Consider the following 17,451-nt stretch of genomic DNA (forward strand, 5'->3'; position numbering starts at 1 on the left):
TAGGAGAGATCCCGTGTTGAAGGTCCGATTGATGCAACAGGGCGCTTGGGACATGCCGGTCGACTCCATGCCGCTCGCCGTCGGCTATCTCAAGGCGGTGATCGACGCCGATGTCGACTTTCGCGGGGAGGTCGAGGGGACGATCTCCAACTTCCGTGGCGGCGCGCAGCTGCAGGACATGGCCAAGGAACTGCTGAACGGCGAGATCCCCGATGTGGTGGCGTTCTCGGTGCTCGGCTGGAACTACCGGAACTTCGGCGCGCTGGCCGAGACGTTCAAGCAGGTCAATCCGCGCGGGTTGGTGGTGTTCGGCGGCAACCACGTCGCCTACCAGTCCGAGCGGGTCTTCCGTGACTTTCCCTGGGTCGACGTGGTGGTCAACGGCGAGGGCGAGCACACCTTCCACGAACTGCTGACCCACGTGCTCGAGCACGACACGTTCGACCCGGTGCACGTCCGGGGATTGTCCTACCGCCGCCCGGACGGCGGGCATGTCACCACGCCTGTCCGGGACCGGATCGAGAACCTGGACGTGGTGCCCTCCCCGTTCCTCACCGGCGCCATCCCGATGGCCGACGCGGCCGGGAACTTCCGGTACGACGTGGCGCTGATGGAGACGAACCGCGGCTGCCCGTACAAGTGCTCGTTCTGTTACTGGGGTGGTGCGGTCGGCCAGAAGATGCGGTCGTTCTCCAGGGAGCGGCTCGCTGCCGAGCTGGACATGTTCGGCTACCACCGGGCCCCGTCCCTGGTGCTCTGCGACTCAAACTTCGGACTGCTCGAGACGGACGAGGAGTTCGTCGAGCTGGTGATCAAGACGAAGGAGAAGTACGGGTACCCGCAGGCGCTGATCACCAGCTGGGCGAAGAACAAGTCGCCGCGCTTCTACAACATCGTCCGGCAGCTCAAGCGGCACGGCCTGCACGGCATGTTCACCCTGGCGCTGCAGACCCTGAACGACGCGGCGCTGACCGACATGCTCCGCAAGAACATGAAGGTCAACCAGTGGGAGAGCATGGTCGACTGGCTCCATGAGGAGGGCCTGGAGTGCTACGGCGAGCTGATCTGGGGAGCGCCGGGCGAGACCGTGGAGTCGTTCCTGCAGGGCTATGACCGGCTTGCCGAGAAGGTCTCCCGGATCGCTGTGTATCCGATGCTGCTGCTGCCCAACACCGCGTACGCGGAGAAACGGGAACTGCACGGGTTCATCACCATCCGCGGCCAGGACGACGACTTCGAGTATGTGCTGGCCAACCGCACCTCCACGCTGGCCGAGAACATGGAGATGCAGCGTTTCGTCTTCTGGGCCCGGGTACTCGGCGAGCAGCAGTTCCTGCGGCACGCCTGGCGGCCCCTGCTGGACGTGATCGGGATGACGCAGTCGCAGGTCATCCAGGGCGCCAAGGCCTGGTTCGAGCGATCCGACGATCCGGCCGCCGCCGCGTTCCTGGCCAAGCCGCCGGTGATCGCGGAGTCGCCGGCAATCGCCGAGGCGCTGCGCGACCTGCACCGCCGGCCGGAACTGCGCGAGCTGATCCGGCAGTGGTGGCGCGCGAGGATCGTGCCCGCGTTCCCGGAGCCCTGGCGGGACTTCGCGGAGGCGCTGCACGAGTACGAGAGCTGGTCGCGGCAGGTCTACGTCGAGCCGGGCGAGGAACTGCCCCCCGGCTGGCACATCGTCGAACGTGCCGGCGGAACCTGGTACGAGAGCGACCCGGTGTCCTTCCCGTACGACATGCCGACGGCGCTGCACGACTGGTCCGCGACGTTGGAGTCGGGGCCCCAACTGGAGCCGACGACGCTGGTCTTCTCCGCCCGCCCCGGCTACTACGAGAACCTCGACAACTACGAGACCGCCTCGATGCACCTGGCGACCCCGCGTCGGGTCTGACCCCACGCTGACCCGAGGAGAGGGCTACGCATGACCGACAAGATCGTCGTGGACGCCTGGCTGGCGGACCTGGCGTTCCCGCACTACATGGACGAACTGTTCCGGCTCGGCCGGGAGTTCGGACAGGCGCACCCCGAGTACGAGATCAGGATCCGGGGCCTGGGTTTCCGGGACGGGGCCGCCGCGGTGGCCCAGGCGGCGGCGGAGGGCTCGCCGGCGGCGATCGCCGAGTACTACTACACCGAGACGCCGGACGCGCTGGACGCGCTGGACGCCGCCGGCCGTCCGCTGTTCACCTCGGTGGAGAGAGCGGTGGCGGGCCGCACCCACGTGCTGGGCGAGCCGGTCGTCGTGGACGACCTCCTGCCCGCGCTCCGCGCGCAGTACAGCCGGCACGGTGAGCTGTTCTCGCTGCCTACGGTGGCGACCACGTTCCAGCTGTTAACCAACGTGACCATGCTCCGGGCGGCGGGCGTGCCGGACATCCCGGAGACCTGGCAGGACCTGCGGGCGGCGTGCGAACGGCTGGCCGCGTCGCCGGGCGGGCCGCGGTACCCGATCACGTGGCCGAACAACGGGATACCGTTCCAGCACGCGATCGCGATGCAGGGCGGCGAGCTGGCCGACCACGGCAACGGACGGCTCGGCCGGGCCCGGACCGTCGACTTCACCACGAAGGAGATGCTGGCCTGGGTTACGTGGTGGCGCGACCTGCACCGGGACGATCTGTACCACTACACCGGCGAGTTGGGCGACTGGTTGGGCACCTTTGAGCTCTTCGCCGAGCAGCAGGTGGCGTTCCGGCTGAGTTCGACCAACGACATCGGTACGGCTGCGGAGGCCGCCGCCGAGGCCGGGTTCGAGTTCGCGGTCTCCCGCTTTCCCTACAACGCCGACGTCCCCTATCAGGGCAACGTGGTCGCGGGGACCTCGCTGTGGCTGGCGGACGGCCTGGACGAGGCCACCCGGGACGGCGCGCTGGCGTTCATGCAGTTTCTCGGCAACCCGCGCAACGCCGCGCGATACCACAAGGCGCACAGTTTCATCCCGGTCACCCGGTCCGCCTTCGCCCTATTGGAGCAGGAGGGCTGGTTCGCCAAGCACCCCTACCACCGGTCGCCCAACGACCAGCTCGACCTGGCCGCCAACGTGGACGCCGCCCCGGGCGCGCTGATCGGGGACTTCTTCGAGATCCAGGTGGTGCTCACCCGGGCCATGCACGACGTGCTGGTGGCGGGAGCCGATCCGCTGGAGCGCTTCGCCCGGGCGACCACGGAGGCGCAGGAGATGCTGGCCCGCTACCTCGCCGAGCACCCGCCCTCGCGGTAGCGCACCGGGCGGGGGTGTCCCGCTGGGCTCGGCCGAGCCGCGCGCATCGGCTCCCGCGACAGCCACTGCCTCGGCCGCCGGCCCGGCGACCTCACCCCCGGATCGTGCCGACGACAGGGGTAGCAAGCCATACCGGGCCGAGCGACCGAGCGGTCCCCGGCCGGGGACGATCCAGAAGGTGACGTGTCAGGCGGGGAGTTCGATCGACAGCGCGTGGTGGAACTCGTCGCGGGGGTCGTAGCGCTGCTTGACGCGCTGCAGGCGCGGATAGTTGTCCTTGTAGTACAACGTGGACCAGGGAACCCCGGAGGTGTTCCACGCGGGGTCGGCCAGGTCGCGGTCGGGATAGTTGATGTACGCGCCGTCGTTGTCCTCGTCGGGCACCGGCACGCCGCCGGTCTCGGCGTAGACGTCGTGGTAGAGCGCGCGCAGGTCGGCGATGCGGGCGTCGTCGTCCCGCTCGTCGGACCACGCCGAGAGATAGGCCGCCTTGAGGATGGAGTCGCGCTGCGCGATCGCGGTGCTGTCCGGCGCCACGGCGTTCACCTGCCCGCCGTACCCGATGAGGATGAGGTTCAGCGACTGCTCGCCGTCGGTGGCCAGGTGGCGGTACGCCGTCCTGCTCTGCTGTTCGGTGTAGGCCCGGCGCAGGTAGGCCGACTTCAGCTTGAACCGGCGGGTGGCGAGGTCGCCGGGTTCGCCACGGTTGGGGAAGGTAAAGAAGTACAGCCAGGGCACGACCTCGTCGGTGTTGCGGGTGACCGGCTCGATGCCCACGTTGCGGGACACCTCGTCGAAGAAGTCGTTCGTCAGCTGCTCGGCGCCGGGAACGTCGTCGTCGATCATCGACCCGACGACGATCATGCCGCCGGACCGGTGGGTGGCGGCGAAGAACCCGGTGAGCTTCGCGCCGGCGCAGCCGGGCTCGCTGTTGCGCTCGAACCAGCCGCAGACGTCGCGCAGCAGCCGGACGAACGCGTCCTCGGTCATCGTGTCCCAGGACCAGCCGATCAGGCCGTTGCGCCACCGGACCGGAGCGCGGGGGAGCAACTCGCGAGGGTCGGTGGAGGTGGCGCCGGGAGTGCGCACCCAGCACCGGGTCACCACGCCGAAGTTGCCGCCACCCCCGCCGGTGTGCGCCCACCACAGGTCGTGGTGCGGGTCGCCGGGGTCGTCGGTGGCCACGACCGCCCGCGCCCGCCCGTCGGCGTCCACGACGACGACCTCGACCGCGCACAGGTAGTCGACGATGGCACCGAGCCGGCGGGTCAGCGGGCCGAAGCCCCCGCCGGTCAGGTGGCCGCCGATGCCGACCTCCGTGCCCTCGCCGGCCGGGAGGGTGACTCCCCAGCGCTTGTAGAGCCGGCGGTAGACGTCGCCGATCGTCGCCCCGGGTTGCAGCGCGAACGCGCGCCGCTCGGGGTCGAAGGACACCTCGTTCATCTCGGACAGGTCGATCAGGACGCCGCCGTCGGTCGCGGCGGAGCCCTCGAAGCCGTGGCCGCCGCTGCGGACGGTGACCCGCTTGCCCGCCACCACCGCGTCGCCGACCGCGTCGACGACCTCCCGGGTGTCAGCCGGCACGTACACCCGGTCCACGCCGGCCACGAACCGCTGGTTGTAACCGCGCAGCACGCTGTCGAAGCGCGGATCGGCGGCGGTGATGACGCTGCCCGCGTACGACGGTGCCCGCGCCGCCGCCGGCCCGGGGGGCCGGGTCTCGGTATCGGTCACGCTGCTACCTCCTCTTTCGATCTGCGCTCATCGCGGCAGGGACTCCGGCCGCTTGTCGGTGTGGTAGAGCCACAACTGCACGAGAATCAGGTTGACCACCCAGCCGACCCACCGCGCCGCCTCAAGCAGGTAGCCCACGTCGACGGGCTCCGGCAGCCGGAGCCCCACCGACACGATCACCGTGCCCCACACGTTGTTCATGGTGAGTGCGAAGGCGTAGAGCATGTACCGGCGGTGCACCGCGTACCGGCCCTGGCGCACCCGGATGAAGCCGACCGTGACCACCATCAGCCAGAGGATGGTTGCCATCGACACCCCGATCTGTCCGATCGGCGGCGCGAACGGGACGATGGACAGGCCCAGCACCCCGGAGATCAGCGCGGCGACCACGTAGACCCGCCCGGTGATCCGGTGCACCCGCGGGTGCGTGCGCCGCACCCAGGGCCACACCTGGATGATCACGGCGAACACCGCGACGGTGCCGAACGCCATGTGTCCGAGCAGGCTCGGCCAGTACAGCGCGTAGCCGTCGTGCGGCGGGATCGGGGCGGTCGACTCGTTCAGGTCCTGGAACGGCAGGACGGTGTAGATCCACCAGCCCAGCGTGACCAGGAACAGCGGGACGATCCAGGGGCGGCGCCACCAGACCGGTCGCGTCCGGTTCGCCGCGGCCGGGCCCCGCTCGTCGGTCCGTACGATTCCGGCGGCTTCCTTCTTGATGTCGTACGTCATGTCTTCGACCTCCTGCTCGGACAGGCGATGCCGGAGTCCGAGCGGTCCCCCGGCCGTCGTCGTCTCAGTTCGCGTTTACTGGGGTGTTCTGGTAGGCGGCGAGCCGCCACTGCCCGTCGCGGCGCACCACGACCCAGGAGGCCCGGATGGCGGCGGCCGGCGACACCTCGCTCTGGCCAGCCTCGAGCACCCCGCCGTGGGTGAGCAGGATGGCGGCGTCGGTGCCGAGCATCCGGATGCCGAGCGGCTTGCCGGTCACCTGGGTGCCCTTGTACCGGCCCTGGTAGGCCTCGCGGAGGAACGCGCGGATCTCTTCCCGGCCGTTGCGGTGGACACCGGCCAGAATCATGGTGCCGTCCTCGGTGAACAGGTCGGCGAAGCCGTCGGCGTCGTGGTAGGCCCAGGCTGCGATCACCTTCTGAGTGAGAGCGGCGATGCCGGCCTGGTCGGCGTCGGAGGGTTGGGTCGCCGGGGGAGTGGTTGCGGTCATGGCTCTGGTCTCTCTCCTCGTTCGGGGGTCAGATGTACTGGGTATTGGGGTCCAAGCCGCACAGCACGCGTCCGTACAGCTCGGTGTTGGTGTTCGGGTGCATCAGGGCGTGCAGACTGATCGCCTGCACGTCACGCGCGATCCGCTGGATCGGCACGTCGGTGTAGATCGAAGAGCCACCGCTCGCGTCGGCGAGGATGTCCACCGCCTCGCGAGCCAGCTTCACCACCGCGCCCATGTCGGCCCGTGCCCGGATTCGTTCCTCGATCTTCCACGGCGCGCCCTCGGTGCCCTTGGTGTCCACCTGGGTGGCCAGGCGCCGCGCGTGGAACTCGGCCGCGTCCAGCTTCAGCGTCGCGTCGGCGACCTGTAGGTGGGTCAGCGGAGCCGCGCGCTGGCTCTCGTAGTCGGTATAGGTGATCTTGCGGTCGCCCAGCCGTTGCAGGAACGTGTCCAGGGCCGCGCGGCCGAGGCCGAGCGCCGTGCCGACCGACGAGGCCGCGGCAACCGGGAGCAGCGGAAGCCGGTAGATCCGCGAGTCGGCGCTGCGCTGCGACGCCGGCTCGCCCTTAAGCACGGCGCCCAGGGGCAGCACCCGCTGCTGCGGGACGAACAGATCCTTGGCGACAGTGCTGACGCTGCCGGTGCCGCGCAGGCCGCTGGTCTGCCAGTCGTCAACGACCAGCAGGTCGGACATCGGGACCAGGGCCATGACCGGGTACGGTTCGCCCGCGGGCGGCACCAGGACGGCGAGAATCTCCTGCCAGTGGCTGTGGTGCGCCCCGCTGATGAACCGCCACTTGCCGTTCACCACGATCCCGCCGTCGGCGGGGGCGGCCATCGCGGACGGGCTCAGGGTGCCGCACACCCGCACGTCCGGGGTGGCGAACACCTCGTCCTGCACCTCGTCGGGGAACTGGCACGCCATCCAGCCGGGGATCGCGTACACCGAGGCCACCCACGCGGCCGAGCCGTCGCCCCGGCCCAGTTCGGTGGTCACGTCGAGCAGGGTGCGGGTGTCGGCCTCGTAGCCGCCGTACCGCTTGGGCCGGCGCAGCTTGAACACGCCGGCGTCGGCCAGCCCGTCGATCACCTCGTCGTGCAGCCGCCGGTTCTCCTCCGCCCAGGAGGCGTGCCTGCGCAGCAACGGCACCAGTTCGGCCGCCTTGCGGACCAACTGTTCGCGCGATGGGGTTCCGATTTTGGACACAGCTCTCCTCCTGTACGGGACGGGTTTGCTCAGGACTCGACCGGCGCCGGTCCGGCGCCGGCGACCACGGGGAGGACCTTCTCCCCGATGATCTCGATCTGCCGCAGCGGGTCGTCCGAGGACAGCAGGATGCCGACGACGGTGTGCACGCCCTCATCCGCGAGCTGGTGCAGCTGGGTGATCAGGTCCTCGACCCCGGCGGCGCCGGGGCCGACGTCCAGGGGCAGGGCGCAGGTCTTCTCGATCGCGTCGTAGTCGCGACCGGCGTCCGCGCAGAGCCGGCGCAGCAGGTCGAGCTTGCTGGGCAGATCCGGGCCGGGGGAGAGGTTGCAGGCGTCGGCGTACCGCGCGACCAGGCTCAGCGTCCTGGGCCCGCCCCCGCCGAGCATGATCGGCGGATGTGGCCGGCTCAGGCTCTGCGGCAGATTCAGCGGCCGCTCCACCCGGTAGTGCCGCCCCTGGAACGGACGCTCGTCGCCCTGCTCGCCGTGCCAGTAGCCGCGCAGGATCCGCAGTGTCTCCGCCAGCATCTCGAACCGGGCGGCCACCGGGGGGAACGGGATCCCGGAGCCGGTCGCCTCGTCCTCGTACCAGCCGACGCCGAGGCCGAGGGTGGCCCGGCCGCCGGACAGGACGTCCAGGGTGGTCACCGTCTTGGCTAGCAGCGCCGGCGGGCGGAAGTGGACCCCGGCCACGAACGACGCGACCCGGCACCGACGGGTGTGCGCGGCGATCGTCGCGAGCGTGGTGAAACACTCCAGTTGCGGCGCCTGCGGACCGCCGGCATGCGGCCCCTGCCAGAGATGGTCGCCGACACCGACCAGGGCGAATCCGGCGTCATCGGCGGTCCGGCCGATCCGCGCCACCGTCTCGCCCGTCGCGGCCGGTCCGCCGTTCCAGGCGAATGCTCCCAGTGCCACTCCGACGTGCACGTCACCCTCCTTGCCGAATACGTGAGCCGTCCCCGGACCCGAGAGTCGCACCCGCCCGTGGCCGGCCACTTCCTTGAGATTGCGTCGATCGTCGGGCGCCTCAGACGGCGGTCGCGGCTGCGGGGGCGGGGACCAGCCGGACCGGCAGGCCGCGGTGGCCGTTCATGATGAACGTGGGCAGCGGCTGCAGTTCCTCCGCCGGCACCGCCAGGCGCAGGTCCGGAAACCGCTCGAACAGCCGGGACAGGCCGATGGTTGCGACCAGCCGGGCGATCCCCGCGCCGAGGCAGTAGTGCGGGCCATGGCCGAAGGAGACGTGCTCCTTGTGCTCCCGGGTGACGTCGAACTCGCCGGCGGTGTCGCCGTGCAGCGCCGGGTCGCGGCCCGCGGCGGCGTAGTTGATCAAAATGGGATCGCCCTGCGGGATGGTCACGCCGTCCAGCTCGATGTCGGTCACCGCGTACCGCAGCGGCAGACTGGCCAGCGGGCACTGCACGCGCAGCACCTCGTCGATCACGTCGTCCCAGCCGGCCCGGCCGGACCGCACAAGCTCCAGCTGGCCGGGGTGGGTGACGAGCGCGGTCACCGCGTTGTCCAGGAAGTTGATGGTGGTCTCCGAGCCGGCGCCCAGGATCGCGAAGATCGTGTCGGTCAGCTCCGAGTCGGTCAGCTGGCCGCCGTTTTCGTCGTCGCGCGCGGCGATCAGGTCGCTGGCGATGTCCTTGCCGGGTTCCCGGCGCTTGGCGGCGATGAGCTCGTCCATCGCGGTGCGCCAGCCAGTGAGGATGGCCTGCGCCTGCTCCGGGCTGACCGTGGTGTCCACCATCAGGTCCATCGCCTTGGCGGTCTGCGCCCGCTGCTGCTCGGTCATCCCGATCAGCTCGGCGATCAGCAGGGCCGGCAGCGGATAGCAGAACTTCTCCCGCAGGTCGACCACCTCGCCGGTTTCGGCGGCCAGCCCGTCGAGCAACTCGTCGACGAGCTTCTCCACCTGGGGCCGGACCGTCTCGACGCGCTGCGCGGTGAAAGCCTTGGCGATCAGCCGGCGCAGCCGGACGAGGTGCTTGCCGTAGGCGGTCACCATGTTGTCCATCGCGACCCAGCTGATCATCTCCCAGTCGGGTGGGATCTCGCCGTTGATGAACTTCGGCCAGTGGTTGCGGGCGTTCTTGGTGACGTTGCGGTCGAGCAGCAACCGCTTGACGACGTCGTAGCTGGTGATCGACCAGGCGTGCACGCCGCCTGGCAGTTCCACCTTGACCGCCGGGGCCTGCGCGCGCAGGCGGTCGGCCTCGGCGTGGATGTCCCTGCCGCTGGGGTCTAGGACGGGGCAACGGTCGGGCATGGGTGACTCCTTGTCCGTACGAATGGGACCTCGCCGGCCAGCGCCAGTCTCGCAGCGGCCAAATCCGGGGCGCACCTCGCAGATTGCGAGCATTGCCGGGCGGGTTGGCGCCCCGCCGTACCGGTCCGCATTCACAGAGAAGACCGGGCTGCGGGGCGATGCAACGATTCCGCAGGTAAGCCCCTTCGTTGAGCGCCTTCGCCCGCCACCGGAGGGCACTCGCCCCACCGCGGGCGCTCCACCACCTCACGACGGGCCGTTCACCGTGCCCGAAGCCAACTGGAGTCGGCTCGACAGACAAGGACCTGACATGAACGACACCCGCCACAGCGACTTGCGACTCCAGGAGATCGAGAACCGGGTCGGGGAGATCTGGAACCGCGTCCTCAAGGTGCAGGCGGGGATGCGCGAGGCCACCTTCTTCGAGCTCAACGGGGAGTCGATCGCGGCCGTCCGGATCGTCTCGTGGATCGAGGAGGAGCTCGGTGTCTTCGTCGACGTCGGCGACATCTTCGAGGAGGACCCCACCCTGGAGCAGTTCACCCGGACCGTGGTGGCCAAGGCGTCCTCGTCCTCGTCGCGCTGACGCGGCGTCGTGTGACACGAGGGAGAGGTGGGGGAGCGGGCATGACAGGGTCCTCCCGTACCCGCGGCGCCGGCTGGGCCGAGACGTCCGCCGCCCAGGATGGACTGTGGTTCCTGAACGCGTTGGACCCCGGCGCGCCCGGCCCCTGCGTGTGCCGGGCCTACCGGGTGACCGGCGATCTCGACCGCGGGGCGCTGCGCGTCGCGTGGCAGGCGGTGGTGCACCGGCACGACGCCCTGCGGACCACGCTAACCGAGCGGGGCGGGGTACCGATGCAGCGGATCGCCGCCGGGCGGAACGCCCCGCTGTCGTTCGCCGGCTCCGGCGCGGTGCCCGTCACCGACCGGGACACGGCGGCGGCGTGGTGGATCGCGAGCCGGGCCGCCACGCCGATGCGGCCGGCCGACGGCCCGCTCGCCCGGCTCTCGGTGGCCCGGCTAGGTGCCCGGGAGCACGTTGTCGTCCTGCTGCTGCACCGGGCGATCGCCGACGATGCCTCGATGTCGGTGGTGGTCGACGAGCTGTCCGCGGCCTACGCGGCCGAGTCAGCCGGTACCGGGGCGCGCAGCGCGGTGGCTGGCCGCGCGCCCGGGTTCGCGCGGTACGCCTGGTGGCAGCGCGAGCAGGCGTCCACACCGGAGTTCCGGCGGATGCTGCAGTGGTGGAGGTCGGCCCTCACGCCGCTTCCGCCTCCCCTGACGCTGCCGGTGGACCGCGCCCGTCCGGCGGCGCCCTCGTCGGCCGGCGGCATCGTGGAGTTCGACTGGGGCGGCGACCTGCGGCGCCGGCTCGACCGGCTGTGCGAGGCGGAACGGGCGACGCCGTTCACGGTGCTCCTCGCCGCCCTGCAGGCCCTGCTCTTCCGCTACGGCGGCGAGCAGCGCGTTGCGGTGGGCGCCGCGGTTGCGGTGCGCCCGCCGTCCGGTTCCGCCGGCCTCGTCGGCCCGCTGGAGAACCTCGTCGTCTGCTGCGCCGATCTGTCCGGGCGGCCCACCTTCCGGGAGCTGCTGCACCGGGTGGACCGGTCCGCCGGCGACGCGCTCGACCGCCGCGAGGTGCCGTTCCCGGATCTGATCTCCACTCTGGACATCGACCGGGACCTGCGCCGGCTCCCGCTGGCGGATGTGCTGTACGCGTTCCGGGACACCCCCCGGGCCGAGCTGAAGCTTCCCGGCGCGGAGGTCCGGCCGGAGCGGATCCACGACGGCCGGGCCCGCACCGACCTCACGCTGACGGTGGACCGGATCCGGCCCTCGGTCGCGGGCTCGCTGGAGTACCGCCGCGCCCTCTTCGACGAGGCGTCGGCGCGGCGGATCCTCGAGCAGCTGGGCACCCTGCTGGCGGCCGCCCTCGTCGAGCCCGGCACCGCCGTAGACGCGCTGCCCCTGGACGGGCCCGGGCGGATCCGCGCGGCGGTGCGCGACGCCGATCGGATCGCCGACGCCCCGTCCGGTGTGCCGCCGGTCCACGAACTCGTCCACCGGCGGGCGCGGGAAACGCCCGCGGCGGTCGCGGTGGCGTGGGACGGCGACACCCTCACCTACCGCGACCTCCGGATCCGGGCCGCACTGGTCGGCGAGGCGCTGGGCGGGGTCGCGGGCGCGGCGGTCGCCGTCCGGATGCCGGCCGGTCCCCGCCGGTGCGCAGTGCTGCTGGCCGTGCTCGACGCCGGGGCGCACATGGTCTGCCTCGGCCCGGGTGACGCTGGGGAGCGGGGCCGGGCAATGCTCTCCGGCCTACGGCCCGCGTGCCTGGTGATCGACGGCGAGGAGCCCGGCGACGACCTGTGCGAGTGGTACCGCGCGGAACCTGGCGGCCGGGTGCTCGACGTCGCGACCCTCGGCCACCTTCCGGAGACCTCTCGGGCGCCGGTGCCCGTCGCGCCGGACGACCGGGCGTACATCGCCTACACATCCGGCTCGACCGGCAGGCCCAAGGGAATCGCCCAGTCCCACGCCGGCTTCGCGCAGTTCGTCACCTGGCTGGCCGGGGAGTTCGGCATCGGACCCGGCTCCCGGGTGGCGCAGTGGGCCGCGGCCGGATACGACGCCGGCCTGGTGGAGACCTTCGCGGCGCTGGCCGCCGGCGCAACGCTGTGCCCGGTGCCGGAGCGGATCCGGGCGCATCCCGAGCGGATGGTGCGGTGGATCGAGGACGAGCGCGTCACCGTCTTTCAGACGGTGCCCAGCTTCGCCCGGGAGATCCTCGAGGTGATCGGCAGGCGGACGGCGGGAAAGAACGTTCCCGGCCGGCCCCTGACCGCGCTCCAGCACCTCCTGCTGGCCGGTGAGGCGCTGTCGGCCGACCTGGCCAACGGCCTGCGCGTCGCGCTGCCCTGGGTGCGGCTGGTCAACCTGTACGGCCCGACCGAGTCCATCCTGGCGACCCGGTACGAGGTAACCGACACCGTGCACGGGACGACCCCGATCGGCACGTCCATCCCGGGGCGGCAGGTCCTGCTGCTGGACGACCAGGACCAGCCCTGTCCCACCGGGGTGGTCGGCACCATCGTCATCCGTGGCCCCTTCGTCAGCCGCGGCTACCTGGGCGGCGCGGCCGCGGACGACAATGCCTTCGCCTCCCTCCGCGGCCCGCGGGAGCTGGGGATCTCCGGTCACTGCTACCGGACCGGAGACCTCGGGCGCCGCCGGTGGGACGGCCTCCTGGAATTCCGGGGCCGCCGGGACTTCCAGATCAAGTTCCACGGCACCCGCCTGGAACTCACCGAGATCGAGGCGGCGCTGACCACTCACCCGTCGGTGGCCGAGTGCGCCGTCGTTCCGGTCACCCGGCCAGACGGACTGGTGGCGCGCCTGGTCGCGCACGTGGTGCCCCGGTCCGCACAGTCGAGTGCCGGCGACCCGGCGGCGTGGCGGGCCGTGCTGCGCCGGCGGTTCGGCACTGCGATACCGCCCGTCTCGTTCCGCGAGGCGGCCGAGCTGCCGCGCAACGCCGGCGGCAAGGTCGACCGGGGCCGGCTCACGGCCGGGCGGTCCGCAGCCCCCTCGGCCCGGCCGCCGGAGACGGCGGCGGAGACGGCGATGGCCGCGATCTGGTCGGACCTGCTGGCCGGCGGGTGGCGCCCGCCGGTCCGCGCGGACGACACCTTCTTCCAGGCCGGCGGGCACTCCCTGCTGCTTCTCCGGCTGCTCGATCGGATACGCGAGCGGTTCGGCGTCGCACTTTCGCTCCGAGACTACTTCGACCATTCCTCGCTGGCTGACCTCGCGCGCATCGTCGCCGTGAGATCAGCCGACGCGGCCGCTCCCACGACCACGATTGGATGAGCCATGACGCTAGCGGAGCCCCGGGTCAGGGTGGACATCGACGGCGAGAACCTCGACCTCGCCGGTGTCCGACGGATCGCCGAGGACCGAGCGCCGTGCGAGGTGCTCCCGTCGGCCCTGGCCCGGGCCGGCATCAGCCGGAAGAATTTCGAGGACACCGTCCGGCAGGGGGTGCCTGTCTACGGGGTGACCACCGGCTACGGCGAGATGATCTACATGCTGGTGGACCGGTCCAAAGAGGTCGAGCTGCAGACCAACCTGGTCCGTAGCCACAGCGCCGGGGTCGGCCCGCTGTTCGCCGAGGACGAGGCACGGGCCATCCTGGTGGCCCGGCTGAACGCCCTGGCCAAGGGCTACTCCGCGGTCCGGCCGGAACTGCTGGAACGACTGGCGCTGTATCTGAACCTGGGCATCACACCGGCCATCCCGGAGATCGGCTCGCTCGGGGCCAGCGGTGACCTGGCCCCGTTGGCGCACCTCGCGAGCACAGTGATCGGTGAAGGGTACGTCCTGCGGCACGGCCGGCGGGTGCCGACCGGCGACGTCCTGCGCGAGCACGGAATCGAGCCGCTGGAGCTGCGGTTCAAGGAAGGGCTCTCGCTGATCAACGGCACGTCCGGGATGACCGGCCTGGGCTCCCTGGTCGTGGGCCGCGCCCTGCAGCAGGTGCGCCAGGCCGAGATCGTCACGGCCCTGGTGCTGGAGGTCCTGCGCGCCTCGACCAGCCCGTTCCAGGCCGAGGGACACGACATCGCCCGGCCGCACCGAGGCCAGATGGACACCGCCGCGAACATGCGCACGCTGCTGCGCGGCAGCCGTTCCTCGGTGGACCACGTCGAACTCCGGCGGCAGGCCCAGGAGCAGCAGTCCGGCAACGGTGTGTCGCGTACCGAGGTCTACCTGCAGAAGGCGTACTCGCTGCGCGCCATCCCGCAGGTCCTTGGCGCCGTGCGCGACACGCTCCACCACGCCGTCGGCACGCTCGAGACCGAGCTCAACTCGGCCAACGACAACCCGCTGTTCTTCGCGGGCACGGAGGTGTTCCACGGCGCGAACTTCCACGGCCAGCCGGTCGCGTTCGCGATGGACTTCACCACCATCGCGCTCACCCAGCTCGGCGTGATCTCCGAGCGCCGGACCAACCGGCTGCTGAACCGGTATCTCAGCGGCGGGCTCCCGGAGTTCCTCATCGCCAGCGATCCCGGGCTGCACAGCGGGTTCGAGGGCGCGCAGTACCCGGCGACAGCGCTGGTCGCGGAGAACCGGACCATCGGACCGGCCAGCACGCAGAGCGTCCCGTCCAACGGCGACAACCAGGATGTCGTGAGCATGGGGCTGATCTCCGCCCGCAACGCGCGCCGGGTGCTGACCAACAACCACCGCATCCTCGCCGTGGAGCTCCTGGCGGCGGCGCAGGCGGTGGACCTGCTGGCCAGGCGCGACCGGCTCAGCCCGGCCGGCCGGGCGACTTACGACGAGGTGCGGTCGCTGGTGCCCACGCTGGAGCAGGACCGGTTCATGGCCGACGACATCGAGCTGGTGGCCGGCGAGCTGGCCGAGGGTCGGTTCGTGGACGCCGTCGAGCGCGCGGGCATCGAGCTGTGCTGACCGAGGTACGCACTGCGGAAGATGCTGGTGCGGTGACGTAGGAGACACGCTGAGCTCATGGCCGAATTCGAGGGAAAAGTCATACTGATCACCGGTGGCGGCAGCGGCATCGGGCTAGCGACCGCGCGGCTCCTGCTGGACTCCGGGGCCCGGGTGGTGCTGGCCGGCCGCGGCGAGGATCGGCTCAAGACTGCGACGGAGGACCTCGGCGCCGGCGACCGCGTCCTGGCCGTGCCCGCCGATGTGGCCCGCACCAGTGACCTGGAGCACCTGATGGAGCGCATCGGGGAGCGGTTCGACCACCTGGACGGCGTGTTCGCCAATGCCGGGGTCGCACCGTTCGCCCGCAGCGCGGAAGTCACCGAGGCGGACGTCGACCACATCGTCGGCGTCAACTTCAAGGGCGTGTTCTTTACCGTGCAGAAGTCGCTGCCGCTGCTCGCCGACGGTGGATCGGTCGTGCTGAGCTCGTCCTGGCTGACGCACCGGGGGATGGCCTTCACCTCGGTGTACGCGGCGACCAAGGCGGCGGTCCGCAATCTCGCGCAGACCCTCGCGGCCGATCTGGCCGGGCGGGGCATCCGGGTCAACGCGGTGAGTCCCGGATACGTCGTGACCCCGATGTTCGACAGCATCGCCACCACCGAGGAGGCCCGGCAGGCGTGCCGGAGCCAGGTGGCGCTGGGACGTCTCGGGCAGCCCGCCGACATCGCCGACGGCGTGCTGTTCCTGCTGTCCCCGCGGGGGTCGTACATCACCGGTCAGGAACTTCTCATCGACGGTGGACTCATCAAATCGATTCCTTTCTAGAACGTGCGGAGGGCCGGCGCGGGAGGCCGGCCGTCCGTCCGGCGGATACCAGTCAAGGGAGTGACCGAATGTCTTACGAGACTCCGACTCGTGCCGTGGTGCTCGGCGGGAGCCTCGCCGGCCTGTTCGCGGCCAGAGTGCTCGCCGACGCCTACGACGAGGTGGCGATCATCGACCGGGACGCGCTGGTCGGCGTGACCGATGCGCGCCGCGGCTGCCCCCAGGGTCGGCACATCAACGGCCTGCTGACCGGGGGTCAGCGGGCCATCGAGGAGCTGTATCCCGGCATCACCGAGGAGATGCTGGCCGACGACGTGCCAAAGGGCGACCTGGGCGGCACCGTGCGGTGGTACATGCAGGGTCGGCAGCTGGAACAGCAGCACGCCGACATGCTCTGCATCGGCCCCAGCCGGCCCAAGCTCGAACTGCACGTCCGCGAGCGTACGCAGGCGCTGAGCAACGTGACCTTCTTCGAGCGCACCGACATCCTCGGCCTGGAGACCACCGCCGACCGCAGCCGGGTCACCGGGGTGCGGGTCCAGCACCTCGCCGACGGCCGGGCGGAGGTGGTGGCCGCCGACGTCGTGGTCGACGCGACCGGCCGCGGCTCGCGTACCCCGGTCTGGCTGGCCGAACTCGGCTACCCGCAGGTCCCGGAGGAGCGGAAGAGGGTCGGGCTGGGATACGTGACCCAGTACTACCGACTCAACTCCGATCCCTACCACGGCGACCTTTCCATCAACGTGGTCGCGCACCCCAAGCTGCCCCGGGGCTGCATCTTCGCGAGGACCGACGGCGGCCGCGTCGAGATGACCACGTACTCGATCCTCGGCGAGCATCCGCCGACCGACCAGGAGGGCCTGTACGCCTGGATCGACTCGCTGGGTGTCCCCGAGTACTCCGACGCGCTGCGGGACGCCGTCCCGCTCACCGAGCCGGTGGCCTTCCGGTTCCCCACCACGATGCGCCGCCGCTACGAGGACATGCCCCGGTTCCCCGACGGGCTGCTGGTCACCGGCGACGCGGTGTCGTGCTTCAACCCGGTCTACGCGGGCGGGATGACGATGGCCGCGAAGGCCGCGCTCGTGCTGCGCGGCCACCTGCACACCGGGGCCGCCCCGCAGCCGCTGGACTACTTCAAGGATCTGGCGCGCGACGTCCTCGACCCGCACTGGGAGATGACCAACGTCATCGACCTGAGCTTCCCGGGCGTCGAGGGCAAGCGGACGCTGCCGGTCCGGATGGCCCAGGCGTTCCTCAAGCGGGTGCAGATCGCCGCGACCCGGGACGGCAGGGTCACCGCCGCCTACGTACGGGCCGCCGGACAGGTCGAGCGCCCGGAGTCGCTGCAGCGCCCCGCAATGCTGCTGCGCATCCTGCTGCAGTCGCTGCGCGGGCCCAAGAGCAGACCGCCGCACGTAGTGACCCGCCCGGTCGGGAGGGCCACCGGGCAGGACGCCGAGCCGAGCGCCGCCACGGCGGCCTGACCGGGACGAG

The 17,451-nt window shown here is 71.1% G+C and carries 13 protein-coding genes; 7 read left to right on the forward strand and 6 right to left on the reverse strand.

Going from position 1 to position 17,451, the window contains the following annotated elements; translation table 11 throughout:
* The first annotated feature begins 13 nt into the window (after positions 1 to 13).
* Both T398_RS02930 and T398_RS02935 read left to right on the forward strand, forming a co-directional pair.
* Complete coding sequence (locus tag T398_RS02930) at positions 14 to 1,891, forward strand: KedN5 family methylcobalamin-dependent radical SAM C-methyltransferase (RefSeq protein WP_496444276.1); 1,878 nt, start codon at positions 14 to 16, stop codon at positions 1,889 to 1,891.
* 30 nt (positions 1,892 to 1,921) lie between these two features.
* Positions 1,922 to 3,220, forward strand: coding sequence for an extracellular solute-binding protein (locus T398_RS02935; RefSeq protein ID WP_496444278.1), 1,299 nt, complete (start codon positions 1,922 to 1,924; stop codon positions 3,218 to 3,220).
* 186 nt (positions 3,221 to 3,406) lie between these two features.
* Here the strand turns inward: T398_RS02935 and T398_RS02940 are convergent, their stop codons facing one another.
* The 6 genes from T398_RS02940 to T398_RS02965 all read right to left on the reverse strand — a co-directional run bounded on the left by T398_RS02940 (position 3,407) and on the right by T398_RS02965 (position 9,663).
* Positions 3,407 to 4,954, reverse strand: a complete 1,548-nt coding sequence (locus T398_RS02940) for an FAD-binding protein (protein ID WP_496444279.1) — start codon at positions 4,952 to 4,954, stop codon at positions 3,407 to 3,409.
* 27 nt (positions 4,955 to 4,981) lie between these two features.
* On the reverse strand, positions 4,982 to 5,686 hold the full coding sequence (locus tag T398_RS02945; RefSeq protein WP_496444281.1) for a DUF2306 domain-containing protein: 705 nt from the start codon (positions 5,684 to 5,686) through the stop codon (positions 4,982 to 4,984).
* Positions 5,687 to 5,750: 64 nt separating this feature from the next.
* Complete coding sequence (locus T398_RS02950) at positions 5,751 to 6,176, reverse strand: SgcJ/EcaC family oxidoreductase (protein WP_496444284.1); 426 nt, start codon at positions 6,174 to 6,176, stop codon at positions 5,751 to 5,753.
* Positions 6,177 to 6,204: 28 nt separating this feature from the next.
* The gene (locus T398_RS02955) at positions 6,205 to 7,386 is read right to left on the reverse strand and encodes an acyl-CoA dehydrogenase family protein (RefSeq protein ID WP_496444286.1); all 1,182 of its coding nucleotides are present in this window, start codon (positions 7,384 to 7,386) and stop codon (positions 6,205 to 6,207) included.
* 29 nt (positions 7,387 to 7,415) lie between these two features.
* The gene (locus tag T398_RS02960) at positions 7,416 to 8,318 is read right to left on the reverse strand and encodes a TIGR03560 family F420-dependent LLM class oxidoreductase (RefSeq protein WP_496444288.1); all 903 of its coding nucleotides are present in this window, start codon (positions 8,316 to 8,318) and stop codon (positions 7,416 to 7,418) included.
* 100 nt (positions 8,319 to 8,418) lie between these two features.
* Entirely contained in the window at positions 8,419 to 9,663 is a 1,245-nt protein-coding gene (locus T398_RS02965) for a cytochrome P450 family protein (protein ID WP_496444290.1), read from the reverse strand.
* Positions 9,664 to 9,973: 310 nt separating this feature from the next.
* Here T398_RS02965 and T398_RS02970 point away from each other — a divergent pair, with 310 nt between their 5' ends.
* The 5 genes from T398_RS02970 (at position 9,974) to T398_RS02990 (ending at position 17,441) form a co-directional block, all read left to right on the forward strand.
* Positions 9,974 to 10,249: a phosphopantetheine-binding protein gene (locus tag T398_RS02970; RefSeq protein ID WP_496444292.1), complete on the forward strand. Its 276-nt coding sequence runs from the start codon at positions 9,974 to 9,976 to the stop codon at positions 10,247 to 10,249.
* 41 nt (positions 10,250 to 10,290) lie between these two features.
* On the forward strand, positions 10,291 to 13,536 hold the full coding sequence (locus tag T398_RS02975) for a non-ribosomal peptide synthetase (RefSeq protein ID WP_496444294.1): 3,246 nt from the start codon (positions 10,291 to 10,293) through the stop codon (positions 13,534 to 13,536).
* Positions 13,537 to 13,539: 3 nt separating this feature from the next.
* Entirely contained in the window at positions 13,540 to 15,144 is a 1,605-nt protein-coding gene (cmdF, locus tag T398_RS02980) for a tyrosine 2,3-aminomutase (protein WP_496444296.1), read from the forward strand.
* Positions 15,145 to 15,201: 57 nt separating this feature from the next.
* Complete coding sequence (locus tag T398_RS02985; protein ID WP_496444298.1) at positions 15,202 to 15,954, forward strand: SDR family NAD(P)-dependent oxidoreductase; 753 nt, start codon at positions 15,202 to 15,204, stop codon at positions 15,952 to 15,954.
* A gap of 95 nt (positions 15,955 to 16,049) precedes the next feature.
* On the forward strand, positions 16,050 to 17,441 hold the full coding sequence (locus T398_RS02990; protein ID WP_496444916.1) for an NAD(P)/FAD-dependent oxidoreductase: 1,392 nt from the start codon (positions 16,050 to 16,052) through the stop codon (positions 17,439 to 17,441).
* Positions 17,442 to 17,451 lie beyond the last annotated feature (10 nt).

Source organism: Salinispora goodfellowii (assembly GCF_059570675.1).

Coding starts and splice junctions, on each gene's coding strand:
- T398_RS02935 (WP_496444278.1), top strand. CDS start 1,922: ATGACCGACAAGATCGTCGTGGACGCCTGGCTGGCGGACCTGGCGTTC.
- T398_RS02950 (WP_496444284.1), bottom strand. CDS start 6,176: ATGACCGCAACCACTCCCCCGGCGACCCAACCCTCCGACGCCGACCAG.
- cmdF (WP_496444296.1), top strand. CDS start 13,540: ATGACGCTAGCGGAGCCCCGGGTCAGGGTGGACATCGACGGCGAGAAC.
- T398_RS02965 (WP_496444290.1), bottom strand. CDS start 9,663: ATGCCCGACCGTTGCCCCGTCCTAGACCCCAGCGGCAGGGACATCCAC.
- T398_RS02975 (WP_496444294.1), top strand. CDS start 10,291: ATGACAGGGTCCTCCCGTACCCGCGGCGCCGGCTGGGCCGAGACGTCC.
- T398_RS02970 (WP_496444292.1), top strand. CDS start 9,974: ATGAACGACACCCGCCACAGCGACTTGCGACTCCAGGAGATCGAGAAC.
- T398_RS02945 (WP_496444281.1), bottom strand. CDS start 5,686: ATGACGTACGACATCAAGAAGGAAGCCGCCGGAATCGTACGGACCGAC.
- T398_RS02985 (WP_496444298.1), top strand. CDS start 15,202: ATGGCCGAATTCGAGGGAAAAGTCATACTGATCACCGGTGGCGGCAGC.